We start from the raw sequence: 25711 nt of genomic DNA on the forward strand, positions 1-25711 counted from the left end.
GTCGCCCGCCGCGGACCAGCGCAGTGAGGCAGTCATGAGCGAACCGACCTCGTCTGTCCGGGGCCTGTCCCGGCGCCGCCTGTTCGGCCTGGTGGGAGCCGGCAGCGCGGGGGTCCTCGCGGCCGGGGCCGCCGGCGGCGCGGTGGGGCGGGCCACCGCGGAGGGGAGTGGCACGGCGGCGGCCGGGCCGTCGCCGACCGACGCGGTCGAGTTCACGGGCGTGCACCAGGCCGGCATCGTCACGCCGGCCCAGGACCGGCTGCACTTCGTCGCCTTCGACGTCACCACCGACAGCCGCGACGAGCTCGTCGAGGTGCTCGAGGCCTGGACGGCGGCTGCCCGCCGGATGACCGCCGGGCAGGACGCCGGCCCGGTCGGTGCCGTGGACGGCGACCAGTACGCCCCGCCGGACGACACCGGGGAGGCGATCGGCCTGCCGGCGTCCGGGCTGACCCTGACCATCGGCTTCGGCCCGACCCTGTTCACCACCGCCGACGGCACCGACCGCTTCGGCCTGGCCGCCCGCCGGCCGGGGCCGCTGGTGGAGCTGCCCGCCTTCCCCGGCGACCAGATCGACCCCGCCATCAGCGGTGGGGACCTGTGCATCCAGGCCTGCGCCAACGACCCGCAGGTGGCCGTGCACGCCGTCCGCAACCTGGTGCGCATCGGCGCCGGGGTGGTCTCCGTCCGCTGGTCGCAGCTCGGTTTCGGCCGGACGTCGTCCACCACGACCGGGCAGTCCACCCCGCGCAACCTGTTCGGCTTCAAGGACGGGACCGACAACCTCAAGGCCGAGAACACCGAGACCCTGGACCGGTTCGTCTGGGTCGGGGACGACGACGCCGACGGGGACGGCGCCGGCTGGATGACCGGCGGGACCTACCTGGTGACCCGCCGCATCCGGATGCTCGTCGAGCCCTGGGACAGCTCCACGCTGGACGAGCAGGAGAGGACCATCGGCCGGACCAAGGGCGCCGGCGCGCCGCTCGGCCAGCAGCGGGAGTTCGACCCGGTCGACTTCACCGCGCGGGTGGACGGCGAGTTCGCCATCCCCGAGACGTCACACGTGTTCCTCGCCCACCCGACGAACGCGGGGACGGCGATCCTGCGGCGCGGCTACAGCTTCGCCGACGGCTCCGACGGCCTGGGCCGGCTCGACGCCGGGCTGTTCTTCATCGCGTTCCAGCGGAACCCGGAGACCGGATTCGTCCAGGTGCAGCGCAACCTGCGCGACGACGCCATGAACGAGTACATCCGGCACACCTCCTCGGCCGTGTTCGCCTGCCCGCCGGGCGTCCGCGACGAGGCCGACTGGTGGGGCCGATCGCTCTTCGAGCCGTGACCGAGTCGTGACGAACGCTCCCGTCACAGGGTCCCCCTGACCTGGGACGATGGAGGGGATCTCCCGGGGAGAGCCCCCGCAGCCGCGCCCTCGGACAGCGACACGCCCGAGACGCGGTCGGCGGTCCGCCGCATGTGTACCGGCGCTCCCCACGGGACATCCAGACCCAGGGGGGACCGGCGCCCTCCGGGCCGAGATCGGGCGGCCGGGTCGCAGGCGAGGGGTGAGCCACGGTGGTGGAGCCGGGACGGCGCAGCCTGGGGGGCCGCTACGAGCTCGCCGAGCTGATCGCCGCCGGCGGCATGGGCCAGGTGTGGCGGGGCTGTGACACCCTGCTCGGCCGGCCCGTCGCGGTGAAGGTGCTCCGCAGCGAGTACACCGCCGACCCCACCTTCCGGGCCCGCTTCCGCGCCGAGGCCCAGCACGCCGCGGCGCTGAGCCACCCCAACATCGCCGCCGTCTTCGACTTCGGCGAGACCGAGGCGGAGGACGGCAGCGGCGAGTCGCTGTCCTACCTGGTCATGGAGCTGGTGGAGGGCGAGCCGCTGTCGGCGGTGCTGCACCGAGGGGACCGGCTCGACGCCGAGACCACCCTCTCCCTCCTGGAGCAGACCGCCTCCGCGCTGGCCGAGGCGCACCGCGTCGGCCTGGTCCACCGGGACGTCAAGCCGGGCAACATCCTCGTCCGCGCCGACGGCAGCGTGAAGATCACCGACTTCGGCATCGCCTGGTCGGCCGACAGCGTGCCGCTCACCCGCACCGGCCAGGTCATCGGCACGCCGCAGTACCTCTCGCCCGAGGTCGCCGAGGGCCACCACGCCACCCCGGCCAGCGACGTCTACGCCCTCGGCCTCGTGGGCTACGAGTGCCTGACCGGTCACCCGGCCTTCGACGGCGACAACGCGGTCACGATCGCGCTCAAGCAGGTGCGCGAGGACCCGGACCCGCTGCCCGACGACCTGCCCGGCGACGTCCGCACGCTGATCCGCCGCGCCCTGAGCAAGGACCCCGCCGTCCGCATGGCCGACGGCGCGGCGTTCGTGGCCGCGATCGAGGACGTCCGGGCCGGCCGCCCGCAGCCCGAGCCGCCGGCCACGCAGGCCGTCGCCGTCCCGCCGCCCCCGCCCGCCGGGAACGGGGAGCCCCCCGCCGGCCCGCCGTCGCTGCCGACCCCGCGGACGGACAGCACGCCCGCGCCGCACACGATCAGCCCGCCGGTGCGCCGCCGGCACGGCCCGGCCGCGGTGCTCGTGCCGCTGCTCACGCTGCTGCTCGGCGCCGGGGCCGCCGCGGGGGTCTTCGTCGCCCTCAACGACGAGCCGAGCGCGCCGCCGCAGGTGGCCGCACAGACGCAGAGCGCGGAGATCCTCCTCGACGCCGCGGACTACGTGGGCCGGCCGGTCGACGAGGTGGCGCTGGCGCTCTCCGCGCTCGGCCTGCTGGTCTCCCGGCAGGAGCAGGTGACCCCGGACTCCGTGCCCGGCCTGGTCACCGCCCTGGAGCCGCCGGGCGGGACGCTGCGGCCCGGTGACGAGGTGGTCGTCGTCTACGGCGTCGCGCCGCCGGTGTCCCGGACGCCGGACCGCGGTTCCTCGCCGGTGACCGGCGCCGCCGGCGGGGAGACCTCGACCGTCCAGCCGGCACCGCAGGAGGAGCAGGAGGCCGCGCCGGCCGCGCCGACCACCACCGTCCCGGCGCCGGACCCGACGCAGCTGTCGGGCAGCACCCCGCCGTGGGGGGGGGGGGGGGGGGGGGGGGGGGGGGGGGGGGGCCCCGCCCCCCCCCCCCCCCCCCCCCCCCCCCCCCCCCCCCCCCCCCCCCCCCCCCCCCCCCCCCCCCCCCCCCCCCCCCCCCCCCCCCCCCCGCGCCCACCACGACCACCACGGCACCGACCACGACCACGACCACGACCACGACCACCACGTCGTCGTCCACCTCGGAGGAGTCGCGCTGGCCCGACCAGGACGACGAGGACGACGACGAGGAGGACCGCGGCTGACCGGCGTCCGGATGTGGTCCGCCGCGGTCGGTGGCACGCTGGGGAGCCGCTCAGGGACGGCCGAGGTCAGGAGGCAGGTGTGACGGAGCTCGGGCGGCGCACGCTCGGCGACCGTTACGAGCTGCTGACCCTGCTCGCGACCGGTGGCATGGGCCAGGTGTGGCGGGCCCGTGACCGGCTGCTCGACCGGGCCGTGGCGGTCAAGGTCCTGCGCAGCGAGTACACCGGCGACCCGACCTTCCTCGCCCGGTTCCGCGCGGAGGCGCACCACACCGCCCGGCTGCTGCACCCGGGCATCGCCGCGCTGCACGACTACGGCGAGGTGGTGTCCGGGGAGGGGGAGACCCTGGCCTACCTGGTGATGGAGCTGGTGGAGGGCGAGCCGCTGTCTGCGCTGCTCGCCCGGGAGGGCCGGCTCGGTCCCGAGCGGACCCTGGACGTCGTGGGGCAGACGGCGGCGGCGCTGGCCGTGGCGCACGCCGCGGGGGTGGTCCACCGCGACGTCAAGCCCGGGAACGTGCTGCTCGGCGTGGACGGCAGCGTGAAGATCACCGACTTCGGCATCGCCTGGTCGGCGTCGAGCGTGCCGCTCACCCGGACCGGCCAGGTGGTCGGCACCGCCCACTACCTGGCCCCGGAGCAGGCGGCCGGCGGCAAGGCGGGCCCGGCCAGCGACGTCTACGCCCTGGGCGTCATCGCCTACGAGTGCCTCGCCGGGCGGCGCCCGTTCGAGGGCGAGAGCCCGGTGCAGGTCGCGCTCATGCAGATCCGCGACGAGCCCGACCCGCTGCCCGACGACGTCCCCGGGCCCCTGCGCACCCTCGTCGCCACCGCGCTGGTCAAGGACCCGGCCGCCCGCTTCCCCGACGGCGCGGCCGTCCGGGACGCCGTGGCCGACGTCCGGGCGGGACGCGCCCTCCCGCCGCCCCCGACGGCGGCGCTGCCGCTCACCGGGCTCACCCCGGTCCCGCGCCGTCGCCGGTTGCTGGTCCCGGTCGTCGCGCTGCTGGCCGGCGCCGGCATCGGGATCGGCGCGCTGCAGCTCGCGGACGACGACCGGACGCCGGTGGCCGTGGCCTCGCCCGCCACCCCGTCCGACCCGGTGGAGGAGGACGACGGTCAGCAGGTCCCGGGCGTGCTGGTGGCCGCCGCCGACCACCTGGGCCGGCCCGTCGACGAGGTCGAGGCCGCGCTGGCCGCCCTGGGCCTGCGGGTCGACCGGGTGGTGCAGGAGCGCGGCGACGTCCCCGCCGGGCAGGTGACCGCCCTCGGCCCGGTCGGGGCGCTGGCACCGGGCGACCTCGTGACGCTCACCGTGTCGGTGGCTCCGCCGCCCGCGCCGGTCGTGCGGGAACGGGTGGTCGAGACCGTCGTCCCGCCCTCGTCGCCGCAGCCGGCTCCCGCACCCGCTCCTGCGCCGGCCCCCGCGCCTCCGGTGACGGAGGTCGTGGACGACTCCGGGGGTGACGCGGACCCGGAGGGCGAGGACGCCGACGACGAGCCGGAGGACGTCGACGAGGGGACCGACTCGTCGTCCGACTCGGGGAACGGCAACGGTGGCAACGGGAACGGCAACAGCGGGAACGGCAACAACGGCAACGGCAACAACGGCAACGGCAACGGGAAGGGCCGCGGGAACGGGAACGGCCGCGGCTGACCCGTCCCGCCGGGGTCGGCGCCGGGTGGGTACGGCAGGCGAGGGTGGTGGATGGGTCCCTCTCGTCCTGGCTCAGGCGTCCCGCGGCTCGCCCTGGGACTGCCTCGCGTCGGTCGGGCGCTTCGTCCTGGGCAGTCCCTGCACCACCAGCTCGTACGAGTTGCGCACCAGCTCTTCGACGAGCTCCCGCGGCACCGCGTTCCCAGCACGGATGGTCAGCCAGTGCCGCTTGTCCATGTGGTAGCCGGGGACGACCTCCGCGTACCGCTGCTGCAGCGCCTGGCTGTGCTCCGGCTCGCACTTCAGGGTCACGACCGGCTCGCCGGGCACCTCGGTCGCGAGCAGGAACACCTTGCCGACGACCTTGAACACCTCCCACTCGGGCCCGAACGGGTGCTCATGCCTCACCGCCGGGAGCGCAGCGGCGGTCCCCATCGCGATCGCGAGCAGCTCCACGCCGTCCACACCGTCCAGCTCCTGATCGACCGCCCGTGCTCAGCGCCGGCGGACCGGGGCGATCCAGAGCGCCGCACCCAGGGTGGCGAGCGCGGCGGTGAGGACGAAACCACGGTTGCTGTCCACAGCGGGGAGGACCACCAGCACCCAGAAGACCGCCAGGCCGGTCAGGCCCGCGGCGGCCACCCGCCAGGCGCCCTCGGGGCGTCGCCGGACGCTGGGGAGGACCCGGCCGGCGAACGGCAACAGGCCCAGCACGCCGGCCAGCGTGGCGAACGCCGACCACAGCGGCACCGCCGACCAGAGGGCCCCGGTGTCGACGGGCAGCAGCAGGCCGACCTCGAGCAGCACCAGGCTCAGCCCGGCCACGCCGGCACCCATGAGGGAGGCCCGCTGGCGGGGCGTCATCGACACCGCGCGGCCGCCGCGCGGCCCACGACCCGTGCGGGGCTCGCGCCTCGTGCGCGCCTGGTCGCTCTGCCGGGGCTTCGGCGCCGCGGTCGGCGGCGGCGTGCCGGGGAGCCCGGGGACGAAGTCGACCGGACCGGTCGCCTGCACCGGTGGCCCGTCGAAGTCGGCCCGGGGCAGGTGCTGGGTGCCCGTGGCGGTGCCGGGCACCGGGATCTCGTGCGCGCCGGGGCCCAGCGTCGCGGGCTGGGGGCTGGTGGTCGGCTGGTGCACGGTTCCTCCTCGCTCGCGCGCGGCATCCGGCGGCGGACCGGTCCGTCCCCGGCACGGTAGCGGGGGAGGGGCCGTGTTCCCCGCAAGCGGCGCGGCGGGTCCCGGACGTCGTTAGGGTCGGCCGGGTGGGTGCGCGCGCAGGGATCGTCGTCACCGGGACCGAGGTGCTCACCGGCCGGGTGACCGACCGGAACGGGCCGTGGCTCGCCGAGCAGTTGCGGCTCCTCGGCGTGGACGTCGGTGCCGTCCTCGTGGTGGGGGACCGGCCGGAGGACCTGCGGGGGGCGCTGCGGTACCTCGCCGGGGAGGACCTGGTCATCACCAGCGGGGGCCTGGGCCCGACCGCCGACGACCTGACCGCGGAGATCGTGGGGGAGGTGCAGGGCCGGCCCTCGGCGGTGGAACCGTCGCTCGAGCGGGAGATCGGCGCGATCGTCGAGGGCCTGATGGAGGGGCGGGGCTGGCGGGCCGACCCCGAGGCCACCGCGGCCGGCGTCCGCAAGCAGGCGCTCGTGCCCGCGGGCGCCACCGTGCTGCCGCCGGTCGGTACCGCGCCCGGCCTCGTCGTCCCACCCGCCGAGGGGCGCACGGGCCCGCCGGTGGTCGTGCTGCCCGGTCCGCCCTCGGAACTGCAGGGCATGTGGCCGGCCGCGCTGGCGGACGCGCAGGTGCAGCGGGCGCTGGCCGGCCGCGCCGAGATGCGGCAGGAGACCGTCCGGCTGTGGGGCACGCTGGAGTCCCAGCTGGCGGCCACGCTGCGGCAGCACGAGTTCCCCGGCCTGGAGATCACCACGTGCCTCCGGGACGGCGAGCTGGAGATCGTCAGCCGGTTCGGGCCGGAGGCGCAGCGGGAGTACGACCAGCTGGTCGACGTCCTGCGGGAGGCGCACGGCGAGCACCTGTTCTCCACCGGTCCGACAGTCGACGACCTGGTCGCCGAGGCGCTCGGCTCCCGCGGGCTCACCGTGGCGACGGCGGAGTCCTGTACCAGCGGGCTGCTCGTGGCGCGGCTGACCGAGCGGGCGGGCTCGTCGGCGTGGGTCCTCGGCGGGGTGGCGTCGTACGCGAACTCGGCAAAGGAGCAGCTGGTCGGCGTCCCGGCGGAGGTGCTCGCCCAATACGGCGCGGTGAGCACGCAGGTCGCGGCGGCGCTCGCGGAGGGGGCGCGGGCCCGCTTCGGTGCCGACGTCGGCGTCGGCATCACGGGGATCGCCGGTCCCGGCGGCGGGTCGCCGGAGAAGCCGGTCGGCACGGTGCACCTGTGCGCCGTCGGCCCGGACGGGCACCAGCCGCGGTCGGTGGTGCTGCCCGGTTCCCGGTCGGCCGTCCGGCAGCGCGCGGTGTCGCTGGCGATGCACATGCTGCGGCAGCTCCTGCTCGGCGGGCCTCCGGCATGACGGTCCTGACGCTGCACGCGACCGGGCCCGAGGCGCCGGCGGAGGTCTGGGAGCGCTACGCCGTGCCGGCGCGGTGGCCGGAGTGGGCACCGCAGATCACCGGCGTCGACGTGCCCGGCCCCCGGCTGGTGGCCGGCGTGGCGGGCCGGGTGCGCGGGCCGGGCGGGATCGCGCTGCCGTTCGGGGTGGACGCCGTGGACGAGGCGGCGCGGCAGTGGTCGTGGACGGTGTCGCTGGGGCCCGTGCGGCTGCACCTGCTCCACTGGGTGGCCGAGGGGCCCGACGGCGGCAGCACCACGGGGCTGCGGATGGACGGCCCGGCTCCGGTGGTGGTGGGGTATGCGCCCCTGGCCCGGCTGGCGATCGGCCGCCTGGTGCGGTGAACCCCGGCCGCGGCCGCCGTCCTGCGCCTCTGCCGCTGTGGTCCGCGCGCTCGGGCTGTGGCCGAGCGCGCGGACCCTACTGCTCGGCCCACACGCCGAGTTCGTTCCCGCTGGGGTCGGTGAAGTGGAACCGCCGCCCACCGGGGAACTCGTACGGTCCGTTGACGACCAGCCCACCGGCGCGCGTGACCGCCGCCACGGACGCCTCGAGGTCGGTCGAGTAGAGGAGCACGAGCGGACCGCCCGGGCGCACGTCCTGGTCGAGGCGCAGGCCGCCCACCTCGGCGTCGGATCCGCCCCGCGGGTCCCGGATCCCGGCGTACGCCGGCCCGTGGTCGGTGGACTCCCAGCCGAAGGCCTCGGCGTAGAACCGCTTGGCCTGTTCGAGGTCGGTGACCGGGAACTCGAGGTAGTCGATGGTGTGGTGTCGATGCGGGGACGCGTCGGCCATGTCCCGCATCCTGCGGGAGTGCTGCGGACCTGCCCATGGCCTACCGCACGACCGGCATCAGCTCGTGGCAGCGCTGACGTCGTCCCCGAGGAAGCGTGTCAAGCCCCGGTCGTGGTCTGTGGACAGGCGCCCGGAGCTGGGGACTCAGGGGGCGAGGGGCTTCGTGCGGCGGTGGACTTCGAACACAGGATGGAACCGTTCGTGGAGGTGTCCGTGGAGTCGCTGACCGAGTCGCTGCCCGACGCGTTGCGGGCGCTGGCCGAGGACCTGGACGCCCTGGCCGCCGAGGACCCGGCGCCGCTGTCCGGGCCGGCGCTGCTGGTCCGGCTGTGCGGCCTGCTGAACGCGCAGAACCGGATCGCCGCCGAGGTGCTCGCACCGTGCACGCGTGCGAGGGCGCCGGCGCGGCGGAGGTCGACGGGCCGTTGACCAGGCCGTTGTGCCGGCCACGAGCACCCGGTCGCCGTCCTCCGCGACCACCCGGTGCAGCCACCACCGGCCGCCCACGCGCGCCAGGACCACGCGGCGCAGCAACGGCTCGCCTTCCGCGGGCGGGCGCAGCCGCACCCGCTGGACGGCGCGGACCGCGGGGCGCATCGAGGTGCCCAGCGCCACGAACCACTCCCCGGCGGCACCGCCGCGCAGCTCGGCGGCCACCGCTGCCATCGTCCGCTGGGACGCCGCCCGGGGACCACGCACCCGCCCATCCTGCATGGTCGACACCGACCCGCTCGCTCGCCACCGACCTGGCTGCAGCGTCGTCATCCACGCGGTACACCGCGGGGACGGCGACGACGAGCGGAGGTCGGCGGGCGCGTGGCACGGGCGGTACCGCCGACGCGCGCGCGGCGCCGCCGTGAGCGCGTTCCACGTGGAACCGCCCCGTCGTACCGTGCCGCCATGGGTGCCACGCACGAGGTCACCAACCAGGTCCCGCCGCTGGTCGGGCACGACCCGATCGCCGACGACGCCGCCCTGACCGAGGCCTGCCTCCGGCACGCCGACGCCGCCACCCTGGAGTCGCTCAAGGCGCTCGGCGCGCTCGCCGGGAGCGAGCAGGCGCAGGAGTGGGGGCGGCTGGCGAACGAGAACCCGCCCCGCCTGACGACCCACGACCGCTACGGGCACCGCATCGACGAGGTCGAGTTCCACCCCGCCTGGCACGACCTCATGCGCACGGCGTTCGAGCACGGCCTGGCCGGCGCCCCGTGGGCGCCTGTGTCGCCCGCCCACCCCACCACCCCGGCGGACCGCTACGCGCACGTGCGCCGGGCCGTCGGCTACGTCGGCTGGACCCAGGTGGAGATGGGCCACGCCTGCCCGGTGACCATGACCTACGCCGCCGTCCCCGCGCTGCGCGCCGCCCCCGACCTGGCCGCCCGCTACGAACCGGGGCTCACCGCGACCGCGTACGAGTTCGGCCTCGCCGAGCCGACGGGCAAGCGCGGCCTGGTCGCCGGCATGGGGATGACCGAGAAGCAGGGCGGCTCCGACGTCCGGGTCAACACCACCCGCGCGGTCCCGCAGCCGGACGGCACCCACGCCCTGACCGGGCACAAGTGGTTCACCAGCGCGCCCATGAGCGACCTCTTCCTCGTCCTCGCCCAGCTCCCCGAGGGCGTCTCCTGCTTCCTCGTGCCACGGGTGCTGCCCGACGGCAGCCGCAACGTGTTCCGGCTGCAGCGGCTCAAGGACAAGCTCGGCGACCGCTCCAACGCCTCCAGCGAGGTGGAGTTCGAGGGGACGACGGGCTGGCTGGTGGGGGAGCCCGGCCGCGGGGTCCCGACCATCATCGAGATGGTCAACACGACCCGGCTCGACTGCGTCCTGGGCTCGGCGGCCACCGTGCGCGCCGCGCTCACGCTGGCCGTCCACCACGCCCGGCACCGGCGGGCGTTCGGCGCGCTCCTGGTCGATCAGCCCCTGATGCAGAACGTCCTCGCCGACCTCGCCGTGGAGAGCGAGGCGGCCACCGCGCTCGCCGTCCGGCTGGCCGCCGCCGTGGACGCGGGCGAGGCCGACTTCCTCCGCCTGGCGGGGGCGGCCGCCAAGTTCTGGGTCTGCAAACGGACCCCGACCGCGGTGGCCGAGGCGCTGGAGGTGCTCGGCGGCAACGGCTACGTCGAGGAGTCCGGCCTCCCGCGGCTCTACCGGCAGGCCCCGCTGAACTCCATCTGGGAGGGCTCGGGCAACGTCATCGCCCTCGACGTGCTCCGGGCGATGGGGCGCTCCTCGGACTCCCTGGCCGCCGTCCACGCCGAGATCGACCTCGCCCGCGGAGCCGACCCGAGGCTGGACGCCGCCGTCGGCCGGCTGGCCACCGAGCTGGCCGACCCCGCCCAGCTGCCGATGCGCGCCCGCCGTGTCGCGGGCCTGCTCGTCCTGTGCCTGCAGGCGTCGCTCCTGCTGCGCTACGCCCCTGGTGAGGTCGCCGACGCCTTCTGCGCCACCCGCCTGGCGGGGGACTGGGGCGCGGTGCTCGGGACCCTCCCGGCGGGAACGCCCGCGCGCCGGATCGTGGATCGGGCGACGGTGGAGGCTGCCTGAATTACACGCGTGCCGTTACCCTCGGTGGTGCGTCGGACGCCGTAGCCGGGGGATCGGGCGGCGGCGTCGTCCTCACCAGCAGGGACCGGCGTATGCCGCAGGGGGAGAGAGAGCGGGCAGAGTGCACGGACACGTCCGGAGTGAGCGCGCTGCCTCTGCCGACCCCCTCTCGCGGGTGTCCGACGCGGTCTACCGCATCGACCGACGATGGCGGTTCACCTACGTCAACACCGCGGCGGAGGAGCTCTTCGGCCGCGACGCCGAGGAGATGGTCGGCCAGTACGCCTTCGAGCTCTTCCCCGAGGTCCTCGGCACCGTCATCGAGGACCAGTACCGGGGGGTCCTCGACGACGGGCGCGCGCGGACGTTCGAGTACTTCTACGTCCCCTTCGGCCGCTGGTTCGAGATCCGCGCCTTCGCCGACGCCGACGGGCTCACCGCCTTCCTGCGCGACATCGACGAGGAGCGCCGCAGCGAACGGAAGACCGCGGCCGAGCTGCACCAGCTCTCCGCCGTGCTGGAGGCGCTACCCCAGGCCACCGCGCTGATCGACCCGGACGGCCGGATCGCCTCGGTGAACCGCCGGTGGCACGCCGCGAGCGAGCTCATCCGCGCGGCCGGACTGCGGCCCGGCGCGGTCGGGGACGACTACCTGGAGGCCCTGGCGCAGAACCTGTCCCTCGCCGACCTGCGCACCATCTCCGCCGGCATCGGCGAGCTCCTCACCGGCGGCCCGGGGACGGCCGACCGCGCGTTCGTCCACGACTACGCGCACGCCTTCAGCCCCGACCCCGCCTGGTTCCGGCTGCAGGCCGCGCGGGTCGAGCACTCCGGGCAGGTGGTCGTCACCCACACCGACATCACCGAGCGGGTCCGCGTCCAGGAGCAGCTGGCCTGGCAGGCCAGCCACGACGACCTGACCGGCCTGCCCAACCGCTCCCGTCTGCTACAGCTGGTCGGGGAGGCCCTCGCCGAGCCGAACGCCCGGGCGGCGCTGCTGTTCCTGGACCTCGACGGGTTCAAGACGGTCAACGACTCGCTCGGCCACGAGGTCGGCGACGAGCTGCTGCGCCAGGTGGGCGGTCGGCTGGCCGACCAGGTGCGGCCCACCGACGCCGTCGGCCGCCTGGGCGGCGACCAGTTCCTCGTCCTGGCCCGGGGGTGCGACACGTCCGAGGCCGCGGCGCTGGCCTTCCGGCTCCAGTCGTCCTTCACCCGGCCCTTCGTCGCCAACGGCATCTCCGTCCCGCTGTCGGCCAGCATCGGGGTCGCCGCCGCCCAGCCGGGCGCCCAGCAGGCCCACCAGCTGCTCAGCGACGCCGACGCCGCCGCCTACGCGGCCAAGGGGTCCGGCCGCGACCGCATCCACCTGTTCTCCCCGGGCCTGCGCGAGGCCGCGCGCTGGCGGCTGGAGGTGGCCAACCGGCTGCGGGACGGCGCGGTCGACGAGTTCGTCGTCCACTACCAGCCGGTGGTCCGCGTCGACACGGGGGAGGTCGACGGCGTCGAGGCGCTGCTGCGCTGGAACCACCCCGAGCGCGGACTGCTCTCGCCCGACGCCTTCCTCTCCGTGGCCGAGGAGACCGGCCAGCTCATCCCGATCACCCGCTGGCTGCTGGGGGAGACCACCCGCCAGGCCGCGGAGTGGGCCGCCCAGGGGCTGCCGCTGCGCATGTCGGTCAACATCAGCGCGCGGCACTTCTCCGCCGAGACGCTGGTCCGCGACGTCCGCGTGGCCCTGCACGACTCCGGGCTGCCCCCGGAGAAGCTGGTGCTCGAGCTGACCGAGACCAGCGTCGCGGAGGACCCCACCCGCGCCGAGGACCAGCTGTCGGTGCTGCGCGGCTTCGGCGTCCGGGTGGCGATCGACGACTTCGGGACCGGCTGGTCCTCCCTCGCCCAACTGCTCGCACTCCCCATCGGCACGCTGAAGATCGACCGCTCGCTGCTGACCGCGGCGGCCCGGCTGGCCGCCGGCGGCACCGGCGCGGTGCTGGCGGCGATCGTCTCCCTGGCCCGCACCCTGGGCATCCGGTCGGTGGCCGAGGGCGTGGAGACCGCCGAGCACCTGCAGATGGTCCGGGAGGCCGGGTGCGACCTGGCCCAGGGCTACCTCGTGGCCCGGCCGATGCCCGCCGCCGACATCACCCGCTGGGCGCTGCGGGTGCGCGACGCCGGCGGCGACTCGTGCGCGCTGGCCCTGCAGAGCCGCCGGTGACGGCCGGCCGGTGAGCACGTCCCGCCTCCGCCGGAGGGTGTCCCGTCGGGCCACCGCACCGGCCGGTCCGCCGCGCCCGGCCGGTCCGCCGTCCCCCGCCCCGCCGCCCACCCGGCAGACTGCCCCCGTGAGCGACCTCGACCTGGACCTGGCCGGTGAGCCGGACGCCGACACCGCGGACGGCGCGCGGGAGGGCCGGGCCCGCCCGGCGCTGGACCTGCTGATCTGGGACGCGCCCAACATCGACATGACCCTGTCGACGGTGATCGGCGCCCGCCCGACCGCCGCCTCCCGCCCGCGGTTCGACGCCATCGCCGCCTGGTTCGTGGAGGGCGCCGGCGACCCGCTGGCGCCGGACGCGCCCGAGGTCGAGGCGTGCGTGTTCGCCAACATCCCGCCGGTCGTCGGTTCCCTGCAGCGGTGGGTCGAGGCGCTGCGCAGCTTCGGGTTCGCCGTGTTCGCCCGGCCCAAGACCCAGCCCGACGACGACATCGACCAGGACATGCTCGACCACATCGCCGTCCGGCAGCACAGCCACCGGCTGCGCCGGCTGGTCGTCTTCTCCGGGGACGGGCGCAACTTCGCCGAGCCGCTCGAGCAGTTGGCGCGGTCGGGCACGCAGGTCGTCGTCGTCGCGTTCAGCGAGGTCGCCGGCTACGCCATCGGGTCGGACCTGCTGGAGTTCATCGACATCGAGGACGTGCCCGGCGCTTTCGTCGAGCCGCTGGACCGCGTGCGGCTGGACGCACTGCCGCCGGACGGCGCCTGGCTGCGGCCGACCCGGAGCCTGCGCGACTTCGTCTCCGGCTTCCTGCGCCGCAACGGCTGACGGGGGTGTTCGACGAGGGGTCCGGGCCGGTCGCCACCGAGGAGCTCCTGATCCCGGGGGAGACGTGCTGGCGGGTGGAACGTGCGGACCGGCATGCGGTCTTCATCGACGCCGCCGACTACTTCGCGGCACTGAAGGGCGCGGTGCTCCGGGCGCAGCGGCGGGTGCTGTTCATCGGCTGGGACTTCGACCCGCGGATCCGGCTGGACCCGCGCCGCTCGGGACGACGGCGCTCGGGGTCCCGGCGCGCGGACAAGCTCGGTCGGGTCCTCGAGGACGCGGTCAAGGCCAACCCGCGGCTGGAGATCGGCGTCCTGCAGTGGGACTACGGGATGGTCCTGGCCCTCGGCCGCGGGCTCGCCCCGATCGTGCTGCTCAACCGCCGCACGCCGTCCCGGCTGACCATGACCGTCGACACCCACCACCCCGTGGGCGGCGCGCACCACCAGAAGATCGTGGTGATCGACGACTGCCTGGCCTTCGCCGGCGGCATCGACGTCACCGCCGACCGCTGGGACACCCCCGAGCACCTCGACCGCCAGCCGCTGCGCCGCCGTCCGTCGACGCACCGCCCCACCGGGCCGTGGCACGACGTGACCAGCCTGGTGTCCGGCCCCGCCGCCCGGGCGCTCGGCGACCTGGCCCGCGAGCGGTGGGAGAGCGGCACCGGCCGCTCCCTGGAGCCGGTTGCCGACGTCGAGGCCTGCTGGCCGCCCGACGTCGAGCCGCTGCTCACCGACGTCGACGTCGCGATCTCCCGCACCCGCCCCGAGTACGGCGACGACGAGCTGGTGCACGAGGTGGAGCTGCTGTGGCTGGCCGCGATCGCCGGCGCCCGGCGCGCCGTCTACATCGAGAGCCAGTACTTCGCCAACCGCCGGATCGCCGAGGCGATCGCCGAGCGGCTGCGCGAGGACGACGGGCCGGAGTTCGTGGTCGTCAACCCGGAGAGCGCCGACGGCTGGCTGGAGGAGAAGGCGATGGGCACCGCCCGCGCCAAGCTGCTCGCGCTGGTCGGGGACGCCGACGTCCACGACCGGTTCCGGCTGTACGTGCCGGTCACCGTGGGACGGCGGCCGGTCTACGTGCACGCCAAGGTGATGGTGGTCGACGACCGGCTGCTGCGGGTCGGCTCCTCGAACCTCAACAACCGGTCGATGGGCCTGGACACCGAGTGCGACCTGTCGATCGAGGCCCGCGCCGGCGATCCGCGGCGCGACGAGCTGGCCGGGACGATCATCGGTCTGCGCGACCGGCTCCTCGGCGAGCACCTCGGCGTTCCTCCGGAGGCCGTGGCCGAGGCGGTGGCCGGCTCCGGCGGCTCGCTGGTGCGCGCGGTGGAGAGCCTGCGCCGGCCGGTCGGCCGCTCGCTGGTGCCCTTCCGGGCGCCCGACCTCGGCCCGGTCGACCGGGTGCTCGCCGACACCGAGCTGCTCGACGCCGAGCGGACGCCGAACCGGTGGCGGCGCATCCGGCGCAGCTTCCGCCCCCGGCTGGGGTCCCGGGCCGCCCACTGACCTCACCGGCGCGCCCACAGCCGCCGGGTGGTGTGCGTTCCGGCGCGCCGGGCGCCTCCCGTGCGCCGGGACCGCACAGTGCCTGCCGGGCGGCTCGGCGGTGTCCCCGGCTCCGGTCCGGGGAAGGAGAGGACCTCCGGACGGGTGAGGAGGGGTCATGGCGGTCTGCGAGGTCTGCGGCAACGACTACGAACTGGCCTTCGAGGTGGTGGCCGCGGGCGCACGGCACACCTTCGACAGCTTCGAGTGCGCGATCCACAAGATGGCGCCGGTGTGCGAGCACTGCGGCTGCAAGGTCATCGGCCACGGCGTCGTCGTGGAGGGCTCCTTCTACTGCTGCGCGCACTGCGCCCGGCAGGTCCACGGGGACGCGCCCGTCAGCGACTCCGCCTGACGACAGCCGCAGGAGCATCGCAGCGAGCGCCAGCGAGCGAGGAGCGGACCGCGGCGTGGAGTCAGGCCCGTGGGCTCCGCCTGACGACAGCCGCGGGGGCGCAGCCCGAGGACCATCTCCCCCGCCGGGGTGGGGTCCGCGTTGCGGCACGGTTGCAGGTCGCAACGGCGGTTACGGTTCCCTCCTGAGCGACGTCTGCAGAGTTGCCGTGTCGCGGAACGGAACGGAGGGGGAGCATGGACGTCGTGGTCGGGGTCGTCCACCCCGCGGTGGACGCCGAGGCCGAGGTGACGCTCGCGGGCCGCCAGGTCTGCGTGAGCGCCCGGGTCGAGGCCTCCGGCGACACCACGCTCGTCCTCCGCCCGTCCAGCAGCGAGTTCGTCGACCAGCAGGTGGTCCGCGTCGGCGACCGGGTGCGGGTCTTCTGGCGTGACGGCGCGGGCGGCTGGATCGTGCCCGGGGAGGTGGCCACCGTCGCCCGGGGCGCCGTGCCGCGCTGGCACCTCGCCGTCACCGGCCCCGCGGAGCAGACCCAGCGCCGGGAGGCCGTGCGCGCCCGGGTCGCCCGGCCCGTCGTCCTCGCGGTCAACGGCGTCGACCTCGAGGGGCAGAGCCTCGACCTGAGCGAGGCCGGCACCCGCTGCGTCGTCGAGGCCTACGGCAACCCGCCGCTGCCCGGCGCCGGGCTCGGGGTGACGGTGGAGCTCGAGGACGGTGCGATCACGACCCGCGCCGAGGTCGCCCGCCAGCTCACGCGGGGCTCCCGCTGGCAGCTCTCCCTGCGCTTCGTCGACCTCCCGGAGCGCGAGCAGGACCGGCTGCGCCGCCGGGTCTTCCGGGCACTGCGTGAGGAACGCGCCACCCGCCCCGAGGACTGAGGACGGCGACAGCGGGGCAGATCCCCTGCTGTGACCCTCCCCGCCCGCCTGCCCGAGGCCCTGGTCGCCCTCCGGGACGCCGTCGCGGCCGCCCCGCTCGGGCTGGCCACCCCGGGGAGCGAGTCCGCCCGCCGGGCCGCCCGCGGCGTGGTGGAGCAGGTCGACGACTACCTGCTGCCGCGCCTGCGCGACCTCGACGCCCCGCTGCTCACCGTGGTGGGCGGCTCCACGGGCGCCGGCAAGTCGACCCTCGTCAACAGCCTCGTCGGTGCGCCGGTGACCGCCTCCGGCGTGCTGCGGCCCACGACGCGGGCGCCCGTGCTGGTCTGTGCCCGCACCGACGTGCCGGCGTTCGAGGGGGACCGCGTGCTCCCCGGCCTGGCCCGGGTCACCGGCTCGTCCGGGGGCCCCGGGACGCTGCAGGTGGTGGCGCGGGACGACGTCCCCCCGGGGCTGGCCCTGCTCGACGCGCCGGACGTCGACTCGGTGGTCGAGTCCAACCGCGAGCTGGCCGCCCAACTGCTGGCCGCCGCCGACCTGTGGGTCTTCGTGACCACCGCCGCCCGGTACGCCGACGCCGTCCCGTGGGACGTGCTGCGGACGGCGCAGGAGCGGGGCACCGCGCTGGCCGTGGTGCTGGACCGGGTGCCGGTCGGCGCGGCCGGCGAGATCGCGCCCGATCTCGCCGGGATGCTGGAGCGCGCCGGCCTGTCGGGGACACGGCTGTTCGTGGTCGAGGAGCGGCCGCTGGTCGACGGCCGGCTCCCCGAGGACCAGGTGGCCCCGATGCGGCAGTGGCTGCACGCGCTCGCCGCCGACCAGGAGCAGCGGGCCGCCGTCGTCCGGCAGACCCTCACCGGCGCACTGGCCAGCCTGGAGGACAGGGTGGCCGGCATCGCCGAGGCCGTCGACGAGCAGGCCGCGGCCGCCACCGCGCTGCGCGGCGCGGCGGCCGCCGCGTACACCTCGGCCTACGACGGCATCGAGGAGGGGGTGCGCAGCGGCAGCCTGCTGCGCGGCGAGGTGCTCGCGCGCTGGCAGGAGTTCGTCGGCACCGGCGAGTGGATGCGCTCGCTGCAGAGCTCGATCGGCCGGCTGCGCGACCGGGTCACCGCCGCGCTGACCGGGCGGTCCACCCCGGCCGAGGACCTCACCGGCGCCCTGGAGTCCAGTGTGGAGACGCTGCTGCGGGCGGAGGCCGACCGTGCCGCCGAGCGGACCGTCACCGCGTGGCGGGCGATGCCCGGAGGGCCGGGGCTCCTGGCGGCGAGCGACGAGGACCTCGAGCGGGTCTCCGAGGACTTCCCCGAGGCCGCCGCCGCGCAGGTCCGGGACTGGCAGGGACACGTGCTCGACCTGGTCCGCGAGGAGGGCGCCGGCAAGCGGACCCGTGCCCGCGTCCTCTCCTGGGGTGTCAACGGCGCCGGCGCGGTCGTCATGGTCGCCGTCTTCGCGCAGACCGGCGGGCTGACCGGCGGCGAGGTCGCTGTCGCGGGCGGGACGACCGCGCTGGGCCAGCGGCTGCTGGAGGCGGTCTTCGGCGACGCCGCCGTCCGCTCGCTGGCCGCCCGGGCGCGGGAGGACCTGCAGGCCCGCGCCGATGCCCTGCTGCGCTACGAACAGGGGCGGTTCGATCGACTGGTCGACGCCGTCGGTGCCGCACCGGACGACGCCGCCTGGCTGCGCGCCGCCGCCACCGCCCTCGGCGCCGCCCGGGCCGACCGGTGAGGCGGGGCACCGCGCCGCTGGCCGACCGGCTGGCGGCCCTCCGCGAGGCGGTCGAGGTGGCCGAGGACCGACTCGAGGTGCCGGAGGTCGGCCGGGCCCGCGCGCTGCTGGCCAAGGCCGGTGCCCGGGAGGCGCTCGGCGACGCGACCGTCGTGGCGCTGGCCGGGGCGACCGGCAGCGGCAAGTCCACCCTGTTCAACGCGCTGTCCGGTGCGGAGGTGAGCACGCCCGGCGTCCGCCGGCCGACGACCGGCGTCGCGCACGCCACCGTGTGGGGGGCCGACGGCGGTCCGGAGGACACGACCGACCGGCTGCTGGACTGGCTGGAGGTCCCCCGCCGGCACCGGCACGGCCCGGAGCCGGCCCTCGACGGGCTGGTCCTGCTCGACCTGCCCGACCACGACAGCATCAAGCTCGAGCACCGGCTGGAGGTCGACCGGCTGGTGCAGCTGGTCGACGTGCTGGTGTGGGTGCTGGACCCGGAGAAGTACGCCGACGCCGCCGTCCACGACCGCTACCTCGTGCCGCTGGCCGGCCACGCCGGCGTGCTGCTCGTCGTCCTCAACCAGGTCGACCGGCTCGACGCCGTGGCCGCCAAGGAGTGCCTGGCCGACCTGCGCGCGCTGCTGGACCGCGAGGGGCTGGCGGACACCCCACTGCTCGCGATCTCGGCGCGCACCGGCACCGGCCTCGGCGAGCTCCGGGCCGACCTCGCCCGGCGGGTGTCGGCCCGGCGCGCGGCCACCGACCGGCTGACCGCGGACGTCCGCGACGTGGCCCGGGCGCTGTCGGCCCAGTGTGGCGAGGCCGGCCCCGGGGTGGGACGCCGGGAGCGTGAGCAGCTGACCGCCGCGCTGGCCGAGGCGGCCGGGGTGCCGACCGTCGCTGCGGCCGTGGCGCGCTCGGTCCGGCGCAGCGGGACGGCGGCCACCGGCTGGCCCGTCGTCCGCTGGACCCGCAGGCTGCGCGCGGACCCGCTGGAGCGGCTGCACCTGGGCGCGGCACAGGACCCGGCGCGCGGTGGTTCGGCGGGTTCCCGGACGTCGCTGCCGGCGGCCGGCGCGGTGCAGCAGGCCGGCGTGACCCGGGCGGTACGCGAGGCGCGCGAGGCCGCCGGGGAGGGCCTGCCGCAGGCGTGGCGGGACGACCTGCGCCGCACCGTCGAGGTCTCCGAGCAGCAGCTGGCCGACCGGCTCGACCGCGCGGTGGCCGGCACCGACCTGGGCCCCCCGCGCACGCCGCTGTGGCAGCGCGGGGTGGGCGGCCTGCAGTGGCTGCTGACCCTCGTCGCGCTGGCCGGCGCGCTGTGGCTGCTGGCCCTGGTGGCCCTGGGCCTGTTCCAGCTCGACGACGTCGTCCCGCTGCCCCGGGTGGAGGGGTTGCCCCTGCCCACGCTGCTGCTGGTCGGGGGGTTGCTCGCGGGGGCGCTGCTGGCGCTGGTCGCCCGGCCGTTCGTGGGCCTGCGTGCCCGGCGGCGGGCGCGGCGAGCCGAGGCCCGGTTGCGCGCCGCGGTGGACGTCGTGGCCCAGGAGGAGGTGCTGGCGCCGATGGCGGAGGTGCGCGAGGACCACGACCGGTTCTGCGCCGGCGTCACCCGCGCAGGCAGATAGCCCGGGGGACGGGCAGCGGCTCTCCGCCGGTCGGGACGGCACCTGGTCGCGGTGTCGGCCGGCAGGCCGACGATGTCACCACTCAGTCCTGGTGGCGGGGGATCTCCGGCGCCCGGGGCTCCGGCACCCACTCCTGGGCGCTCTCCAGCGGCTGGCGGCCGTTGGGCAGCCGCGCCCACACGTGCTTGCGGCCGGGCCGGTTCTCCCAGCCGTACTCGGAGGACAGCTGGGCGACCAGGTGCAGCCCCATGCCACCCAGCGCGGGGTCGCGGTCGACGGCGGGGACCGGGGGCTTGTCCGGCGCCTCGTCGCTGAGGTCGAGCAGCCAGCCGTCGGTGCCGGCCACCACAAGGGCGCGGACGGCGCCGCCCCCGTGCCGCAGGGCGTTGGACGCCAGCTCCTCGAACACGAGCAGCAGCCCGTCGCGTGCGTCGTCGGTGGAGGCCGAGCAGACCGACGGGTGCGCGATGCGGGCACGCAGGTCGGCGCGCACCCGGGAGACGACGTGCATCGAGTCCAGCTGCCAGTGCCAGACGTCGCCGGGCATGGAGGGGACGGGAGCGTGCGGCCACGTCTCCTGGCCCATCGCGACCTCCTCGCCGGTGCTGGGCGGACTCCCGGCCCGTCCGCGCCCAGCCCGGGGTCCATCCTGACCGAAACGGCCGCGTCCTGCAGAGCCGGGTGGGGTCGCACAGGGATCCGGGGGTCCTCATGGAGGGGGCGGGCAGGGCAGACTGGCCGCGTGGACGAGATGTTGCGCGACCTCTCCCGGGTGGTCCTGGCCGATCGCGCCCTCTCCGACGTCCTCGGTGAGATCACCGATCTGGCCAGCCGGGCCATCCCGGGTGCCGAGTCGACGTCCATCACCCTGGTCCGCGGGGACAAGGCGTTCACCGCCGCGCACAGCGGCGAGATGGCACTGGCCGCCGACGAGCTCCAGTACGAGCGCGGCTACGGGCCCTGCATGGACGCCGGCCGTGCGGGGGTGGTGCTGCGGATCGACGACATGCGCACCGAGCAGCGCTGGCGCGACTACACGGCCCGCGTCACCGAGGTCGGCGTCCGCAGCTCGCTCTCGATGCCCCTGCCGTACCAGGGCAGCGCCATCGGTGCCCTCAACATCTACTCGTCCCGGCCCGCGGCCTTCGCCTCCGCTGAGTCCGAGTCGGTCGCGACGGCGGTCGCCGAGGCGATCGCGGTCGCGGTGGCCAACGCCGACGCCCACGACCGGCTCGCCGACCACGCCCGCAACATGCGGCTGGCGATGGAGTCGCGGGCCATCATCGAGCAGGCGAAGGGCGTGCTGATGGCCCAGCGCCGGGTGGACGCCGACCAGGCCTTCGAGATCCTCCGCGAGGCCTCCCAGCGCTACAACCGCAAGCTGCGGGAGATCGCCGCCGGCATCGTGGAGTCGACGCACGACGGCGGCCGGGTCACCGAGCGCCCCGGCTCAGCGCCTCCAGTCGGCTGACCAGGAACTCCACGGCGGCCGGGCTGTCGACCGTCTCGGCCACCTCGACGGCGGTGGGCGAGGCGGAGACGGTGCGCCGGTCGACCAGCGTCTGGCCGCGGCCGGCGCCCAGGGTGGTGTCGACGACGACGTCGCGCCGCGCGGTGCCCAGCGTGCCCGGCACGATCGCCTCGGTCAGGGCCAGCGCGTCGTGGACGACGACGCCCGTCGTCCCGTACTGGCTGCGGGCGTGGTCCACGTACTGCTGGAGCACCGCCGCCGCCGTCGCCCCGATCGGCCCCGCGGCGGCGAACCGGGCGATCCCGTCGGCGTCGAGCACCGTCGGGACCGTGACGTCGAGCCCGACCAGCACGGTCGGCACCGCCGAGCCGAGCACCCGCTGGGCGGCCTCCGGGTCGGCCCAGACGTTGAACTCCGCGGCGGCGGTGACGTTCCCGCCCCGACCGGCCGAGCCACCCATCAGCACCAGCCGGCCGATCCGGTCGGCGGCCTCGGGGTAGGTGGCCAGCAGCAGCGCGATGTTCGTCCACGGCCCGATCGCGGCCACGGTCACCGGCGTCTCCGCGGCCAGCAGCAGCTCGGCGAGGGCCACCACGGCCGGGCGTGGGTCGACGGCGGCCGGCGAGGCCGGCAGCTGCACCCCGCCCAGTCCGGTGCCGCCGTGCACGTGCCCGGCCCGCTCCGGCTGCCGGTAGACCAGCGAGTCGCGGGCTCCGGCGGCGACCGGGACGTCCGAGCGCCCCGCCAGGTGCAGCACCCGCAGCGCGTTGTCGGTCGTCTGGGCGAGCTCGACGTTGCCGTGCACCGTGGTCACCAGCCGCAGGTCCACCTCGGGGCTGGCCAGGGCGAGCAGGATCGCCAGCGCGTCGTCGATGCCCGGGTCGGTGTCGATCACCAGCGGGGTGCGGTCGGCCACCGGGCCATCCTGTCAGCCGGGGAGGGAGGGCTCCCGGGGCTCGGCCCGGTCCCGCCGCCGGTGAGCGGCCTGCGTCCCGGCGTGCAGCAGCACGCCCACCGCCAGCAGCACCCCGGCGCGCACCCACGTCCCCGCCTCCTGCCGCGCCAGCAGGAGCAGGCAGGAGGCGATGCCCAGGACCGGCAGCACCGTCGGCGCCCGGAAGTGGTCGGCCGCCACCCGATCACGGCGCAGCACGAGCACCGCGGTGTTCGTGCTGAGGAACACCAGCAGGAGCAGGAGGACGACGGTGTTGGCCAGCGCGGCCAGCGAGCCGGTCGCGGTCAGCACCATCGCCACCGCCGTCGTCACGGCGATCGCCACCCACGGGGTGCGGCGTCCCGGCAGCACCCGGGCCAGTGCCCGCGGCAGCAGCCCCTGCTCGGCCATGCCGAACGCCATCCGGCTGGCCATGATCATCGTCAGCAGCGCGCCGTTGGCGACCGCGATGAGGGCGACGACGCTGAACAGCTGGTCGGGGATGCCGGCGTCCGCGGCCCGGACGACGTCCAGCAGCGGGCCGCTGGAGCCGGCCAGCTCCTCCGGTGGCAGCACCACCGCGGCGGCCAGGCCGACGAGCACGTAGACCACGCCCGCGGTGAGCAGCGCGCCGAACAGCGCCCGCGGGTACACCCGGCGGACGTCGCGCACCTCCTCGGCGACGTTGGCCGAGGTCTCGAAGCCGACGAAGGAGTAGTAGGCCAGCAGGGCCGCGCCGAGGACCGCCGAGCCCGCCGAGACCCCGGGCGGGAACTCCACGGTGCGGCTCAGGTCGCCGTCCCCCCGGCCGAGGACCACGGCCCCGAGGACGACGACGAGCACCAGGCCCGAGGCCTCCACCAGCGTCATCACCGTGTTGGCCCGCAGCGACTCCTTGATCCCCCGGGCGTTGAGCAGCGCCACGAGGAGCAGGAACACCAGTGCTGCCGGCGCGGCCGGCACGTCGAGGAACACCCCGAGGTAGTCGCCGGCGAAGGCCAGGGCCAGGCCGGCCGCGCTGGTCACCCCGGCGGCGAGCATGCAGAAGCCGACGAGGAAGGCGACCACCGGACGCCGGAACGCCCGCTCGGCGAACACCGCCGACCCGCCCGCCCTCGGGTACTTGGTGACCAGCTCGGCGTACGAGGCGGCCGTCAGCAGGGCCAGCAGGAGCGCGAGCACCAGCGGCACCCAGATGGCGCCGCCCACCTCCGCGGCCACCTCGCCGACGAGGGCGTAGACGCCCGCGCCGAGGACGTCCCCGAGGACAAAGAGGTAGAGGAGCCGGCCGCTGACGGCGCGGTGCAGCCTGGTCTCGGGTTCGGCCGGTCCGGTCACCGGTCGAGTCTCGGCACGCGGGACCGACCGGGCAAACCGGGGCCGACCCGGCGGACCGGGCCCCGACACGCGGGCGCGCCGCAGCGTGTCCTGGGATGACCGAGCCCCTGACCAGCGGCTCCCACGCTCGGGAGGGCACGGCTTGTCGACAAGGCCCTGGGACGAGCGCGGGGTCACCGGCCGGTCCGGAGACCCGCTGCAACGGTTCGGTCACGCGCTCTCCGGGAGCTGTCCCGAACGGCCGTCCGCGCGGGCCGCCGTCCCTACCTTCTCCCTTGTCCGCGGCACCTTCCCCGGTCGCGGCAACTACCTGCAGGAGGACGTCATGGCGTTGGACCGGGCACCCGTGACCCGCGCGTCCCGCGTGGCGGACGACCTGACCCTCAGCGGCCTGCTCGACGTGCTCGAGCGCGCCGACGAGCTGCCCCTGCGCCGGCCGCGGCCGGGCCGGGCGACGGTGCTGCGGCCGGGTGCGACCCGGCGGCCGGCCCGTTCCCTCCCGGTCGCCCGGCCGGTGCCGGTGCCCCGGCCCCGCCCGGCGTCCTCCGCCGCACCGGCGCCCGTGCCTCCGGCGCCGCCGGCCGCTGTCGCTGCCCCCCGGCCGGCAGCGGACCAGCCGCCGCGGCCGACCCTGCGCGCCCGGCTGCGCGCGCTCGTCCGCCGCCTGGCCCTCTGGGGTGCCGGGCCCGACGGCGCCCACCTCGCGTGGGGCCGCCCGGTCCGCCCGGCTCGCCGCCCCGACGGCCCGGTGGTGCTCACCGAGCTGCCGAACACCCCCACGATCCAGCCCGCGGCGCCTTCCCCCGCCGCGGCGCTCCGTCCGGCCCGGGCTCCCCGGCCGGTCGCTCCGCCCCGCGTCCCGGTGGTCCCCCCGCTCGCCCGGCAGGTGCCGGCACCGCGGGCCACCCCCTCCCCGGGAACCGCGCCGGCCGGGCACCGCCGAGGGACGCCCCGGGCCTCCGCCCCGGCCCGGGCGCGGGGTGACCCGCGGCCACCCCCGGCCCGGGGATCGCCGTCCGGCTGATCCCAGCGCGACCACGGCCCTCGCCGCGGACGCCGTCCACCGCACCCCCGCCAGCCCGCCGGCTGCCGGTCACCGCCTTCCCCCTCCGGTGACCGCGACCGTCGCCTCGGCACCGTCTCGCTCCTCCTGGCCGACCTCGCACCGCCCCGCCCGTCCCCTCCCGACGGTGGCACCCGCCGCCCCAGTCGTCCTGCTCCACCGGTACTCGCCTCGACCTCCCGCCGACTGCGCCCCGACGCAGCGCGCGGGCCCACCAGGGAGGCGCAGACCGCTGGGCGGCCGGCTCGTGGCACCGGGCCCCCGTCCGCGGAAGGGACCAGGTCATCCGCCGGCACCCGCGCCCCCGGGTCCGACCGGCACGACCTCGCCGGGCGCCGTCGCGGGTCCGCGCCGCCGGGTCGCCTCCCCGGCGCGGCCGGGAGTCGATGCAGCAGACCGGCCGGGCCACGGAGCCGCCGTGCTCGTCGGGCGCCGTGACGCTGGACGCCCGCACGCAGGACGTGACCCTCGTGCCGGCGGACGACGACCGTCCGCCCTCCCCGCCCGACGGCGGGCGCCCTCCCGGACCGGGGGCGCCCGCCGTCGGTCGTTCCTCGACGAGGCGTGACCCCTCGGCAGCGGGCTCGTTCCCCAGGGTGGAGGAACGCTCCACGACGACGCGGTCGTCCGCGACCGCTCGGGTCCCGCCCTCCCTGCCCCCGGGGGCGGGACCCGTCCGCGGTGTCGATCGCGCCACACCGGTTGTACGGAGGGCCACGCCGTGAGACAAAGGACCAGCCGGCCGTCTCGCCGCGGGCACCGGCCAGGCCGCGGCCGAGCCGCGTCAGCCCCCGCAGCCCGGCCCCTGGAATGCGAGT

Annotated in this window: 21 protein-coding genes; 15 read left to right on the top strand and 6 right to left on the bottom strand. The window is 76.4% G+C overall.

Annotated elements, in window-relative coordinates; translation table 11 throughout:
* The first annotated feature begins 34 nt into the window (after positions 1-34).
* Complete coding sequence (efeB, locus tag ACI79C_RS06980) at positions 35-1342, top strand: iron uptake transporter deferrochelatase/peroxidase subunit (protein ID WP_456944901.1); 1308 nt, start codon at positions 35-37, stop codon at positions 1340-1342.
* A 233-nt stretch (positions 1343-1575) separates the two neighbouring features.
* On the top strand, positions 1576-4998 hold the full coding sequence (locus ACI79C_RS06985) for a protein kinase domain-containing protein (protein ID WP_456944902.1): 3423 nt from the start codon (positions 1576-1578) through the stop codon (positions 4996-4998).
* 72 nt (positions 4999-5070) lie between these two features.
* On the opposite strand, the gene ACI79C_RS06990 is transcribed toward ACI79C_RS06985, so the two are convergent.
* Positions 5071-5463: an MmcQ/YjbR family DNA-binding protein gene (locus ACI79C_RS06990; protein ID WP_456944903.1), complete on the bottom strand. Its 393-nt coding sequence runs from the start codon at positions 5461-5463 to the stop codon at positions 5071-5073.
* Between the two features lie 30 nt (positions 5464-5493).
* Positions 5494-6135, bottom strand: coding sequence for a hypothetical protein (locus tag ACI79C_RS06995; protein ID WP_456944904.1), 642 nt, complete (start codon positions 6133-6135; stop codon positions 5494-5496).
* A 125-nt stretch (positions 6136-6260) separates the two neighbouring features.
* Here ACI79C_RS06995 and ACI79C_RS07000 point away from each other — a divergent pair, with 125 nt between their 5' ends.
* Positions 6261-7532, top strand: a complete 1272-nt coding sequence (locus tag ACI79C_RS07000) for a competence/damage-inducible protein A (RefSeq protein WP_456944905.1) — start codon at positions 6261-6263, stop codon at positions 7530-7532.
* On the top strand, positions 7529-7915 hold the full coding sequence (locus ACI79C_RS07005) for an SRPBCC family protein (RefSeq protein WP_456944906.1): 387 nt from the start codon (positions 7529-7531) through the stop codon (positions 7913-7915). Before ACI79C_RS07000 ends, ACI79C_RS07005 begins: the two co-directional genes overlap by 4 nt.
* Positions 7916-7991: 76 nt before the next feature.
* On the opposite strand, the gene ACI79C_RS07010 is transcribed toward ACI79C_RS07005, so the two are convergent.
* Positions 7992-8366 (bottom strand): VOC family protein, encoded by a 375-nt coding sequence (locus ACI79C_RS07010; RefSeq protein ID WP_456944907.1) that lies wholly within the window; start codon positions 8364-8366, stop codon positions 7992-7994.
* Positions 8367-8579: 213 nt separating this feature from the next.
* On the opposite strand from ACI79C_RS07010, the gene ACI79C_RS07015 reads away from it, so the two are divergent.
* From ACI79C_RS07015 to ACI79C_RS07055, 9 genes are all read left to right on the top strand, one after another.
* Positions 8580-8795, top strand: coding sequence for a hypothetical protein (locus tag ACI79C_RS07015; protein ID WP_456944908.1), 216 nt, complete (start codon positions 8580-8582; stop codon positions 8793-8795).
* 471 nt (positions 8796-9266) lie between these two features.
* Positions 9267-10913: an acyl-CoA dehydrogenase family protein gene (locus tag ACI79C_RS07020; protein WP_456944909.1), complete on the top strand. Its 1647-nt coding sequence runs from the start codon at positions 9267-9269 to the stop codon at positions 10911-10913.
* A 175-nt stretch (positions 10914-11088) separates the two neighbouring features.
* Positions 11089-13131, top strand: a complete 2043-nt coding sequence (locus ACI79C_RS07025) for a putative bifunctional diguanylate cyclase/phosphodiesterase (RefSeq protein ID WP_456944910.1) — start codon at positions 11089-11091, stop codon at positions 13129-13131.
* A 127-nt stretch (positions 13132-13258) separates the two neighbouring features.
* Positions 13259-13960, top strand: coding sequence for an NYN domain-containing protein (locus tag ACI79C_RS07030; protein ID WP_456944911.1), 702 nt, complete (start codon positions 13259-13261; stop codon positions 13958-13960).
* A 74-nt stretch (positions 13961-14034) separates the two neighbouring features.
* Positions 14035-15477, top strand: a complete 1443-nt coding sequence (locus ACI79C_RS07035; protein WP_456944912.1) for a phospholipase D-like domain-containing protein — start codon at positions 14035-14037, stop codon at positions 15475-15477.
* A gap of 157 nt (positions 15478-15634) precedes the next feature.
* Positions 15635-15871 carry a hypothetical protein gene (locus tag ACI79C_RS07040; RefSeq protein WP_456944913.1) on the top strand — a complete coding sequence of 79 codons (237 nt, stop codon included), beginning with the start codon at positions 15635-15637 and terminating at the stop codon, positions 15869-15871.
* A 236-nt stretch (positions 15872-16107) separates the two neighbouring features.
* Positions 16108-16749: a PilZ domain-containing protein gene (locus ACI79C_RS07045; protein WP_456944914.1), complete on the top strand. Its 642-nt coding sequence runs from the start codon at positions 16108-16110 to the stop codon at positions 16747-16749.
* Positions 16750-16779: 30 nt separating this feature from the next.
* The gene (locus ACI79C_RS07050) at positions 16780-18477 is read left to right on the top strand and encodes an ABC transporter (protein ID WP_456944915.1); all 1698 of its coding nucleotides are present in this window, start codon (positions 16780-16782) and stop codon (positions 18475-18477) included.
* Positions 18474-20087: a GTPase gene (locus ACI79C_RS07055; protein WP_456944916.1), complete on the top strand. Its 1614-nt coding sequence runs from the start codon at positions 18474-18476 to the stop codon at positions 20085-20087. Before ACI79C_RS07050 ends, ACI79C_RS07055 begins: the two co-directional genes overlap by 4 nt.
* Positions 20088-20169: 82 nt before the next feature.
* Here ACI79C_RS07055 and ACI79C_RS07060 read toward each other — a convergent pair whose 3' ends face one another.
* Positions 20170-20673 carry an ATP-binding protein gene (locus tag ACI79C_RS07060; protein ID WP_456944917.1) on the bottom strand — a complete coding sequence of 168 codons (504 nt, stop codon included), beginning with the start codon at positions 20671-20673 and terminating at the stop codon, positions 20170-20172.
* 165 nt (positions 20674-20838) lie between these two features.
* On the opposite strand from ACI79C_RS07060, the gene ACI79C_RS07065 reads away from it, so the two are divergent.
* Positions 20839-21558, top strand: coding sequence for a GAF and ANTAR domain-containing protein (locus ACI79C_RS07065; RefSeq protein WP_456944954.1), 720 nt, complete (start codon positions 20839-20841; stop codon positions 21556-21558).
* On the opposite strand, the gene ACI79C_RS07070 is transcribed toward ACI79C_RS07065, so the two are convergent.
* Both ACI79C_RS07070 and ACI79C_RS07075 read right to left on the bottom strand, forming a co-directional pair.
* Positions 21521-22474 (bottom strand): nucleoside hydrolase, encoded by a 954-nt coding sequence (locus tag ACI79C_RS07070; RefSeq protein ID WP_456944918.1) that lies wholly within the window; start codon positions 22472-22474, stop codon positions 21521-21523. The two genes, ACI79C_RS07065 and ACI79C_RS07070, sit on opposite strands and share 38 nt — an antisense overlap.
* A gap of 12 nt (positions 22475-22486) precedes the next feature.
* Complete coding sequence (locus tag ACI79C_RS07075) at positions 22487-23830, bottom strand: APC family permease (RefSeq protein ID WP_456944919.1); 1344 nt, start codon at positions 23828-23830, stop codon at positions 22487-22489.
* 325 nt (positions 23831-24155) lie between these two features.
* On the opposite strand from ACI79C_RS07075, the gene ACI79C_RS07080 reads away from it, so the two are divergent.
* Positions 24156-24854, top strand: coding sequence for a hypothetical protein (locus ACI79C_RS07080; RefSeq protein WP_456944920.1), 699 nt, complete (start codon positions 24156-24158; stop codon positions 24852-24854).
* The last annotated feature ends 857 nt before the right edge of the window (positions 24855-25711 follow it).

It is taken from the genome of Geodermatophilus sp. SYSU D00697 (genome assembly GCF_054050175.1).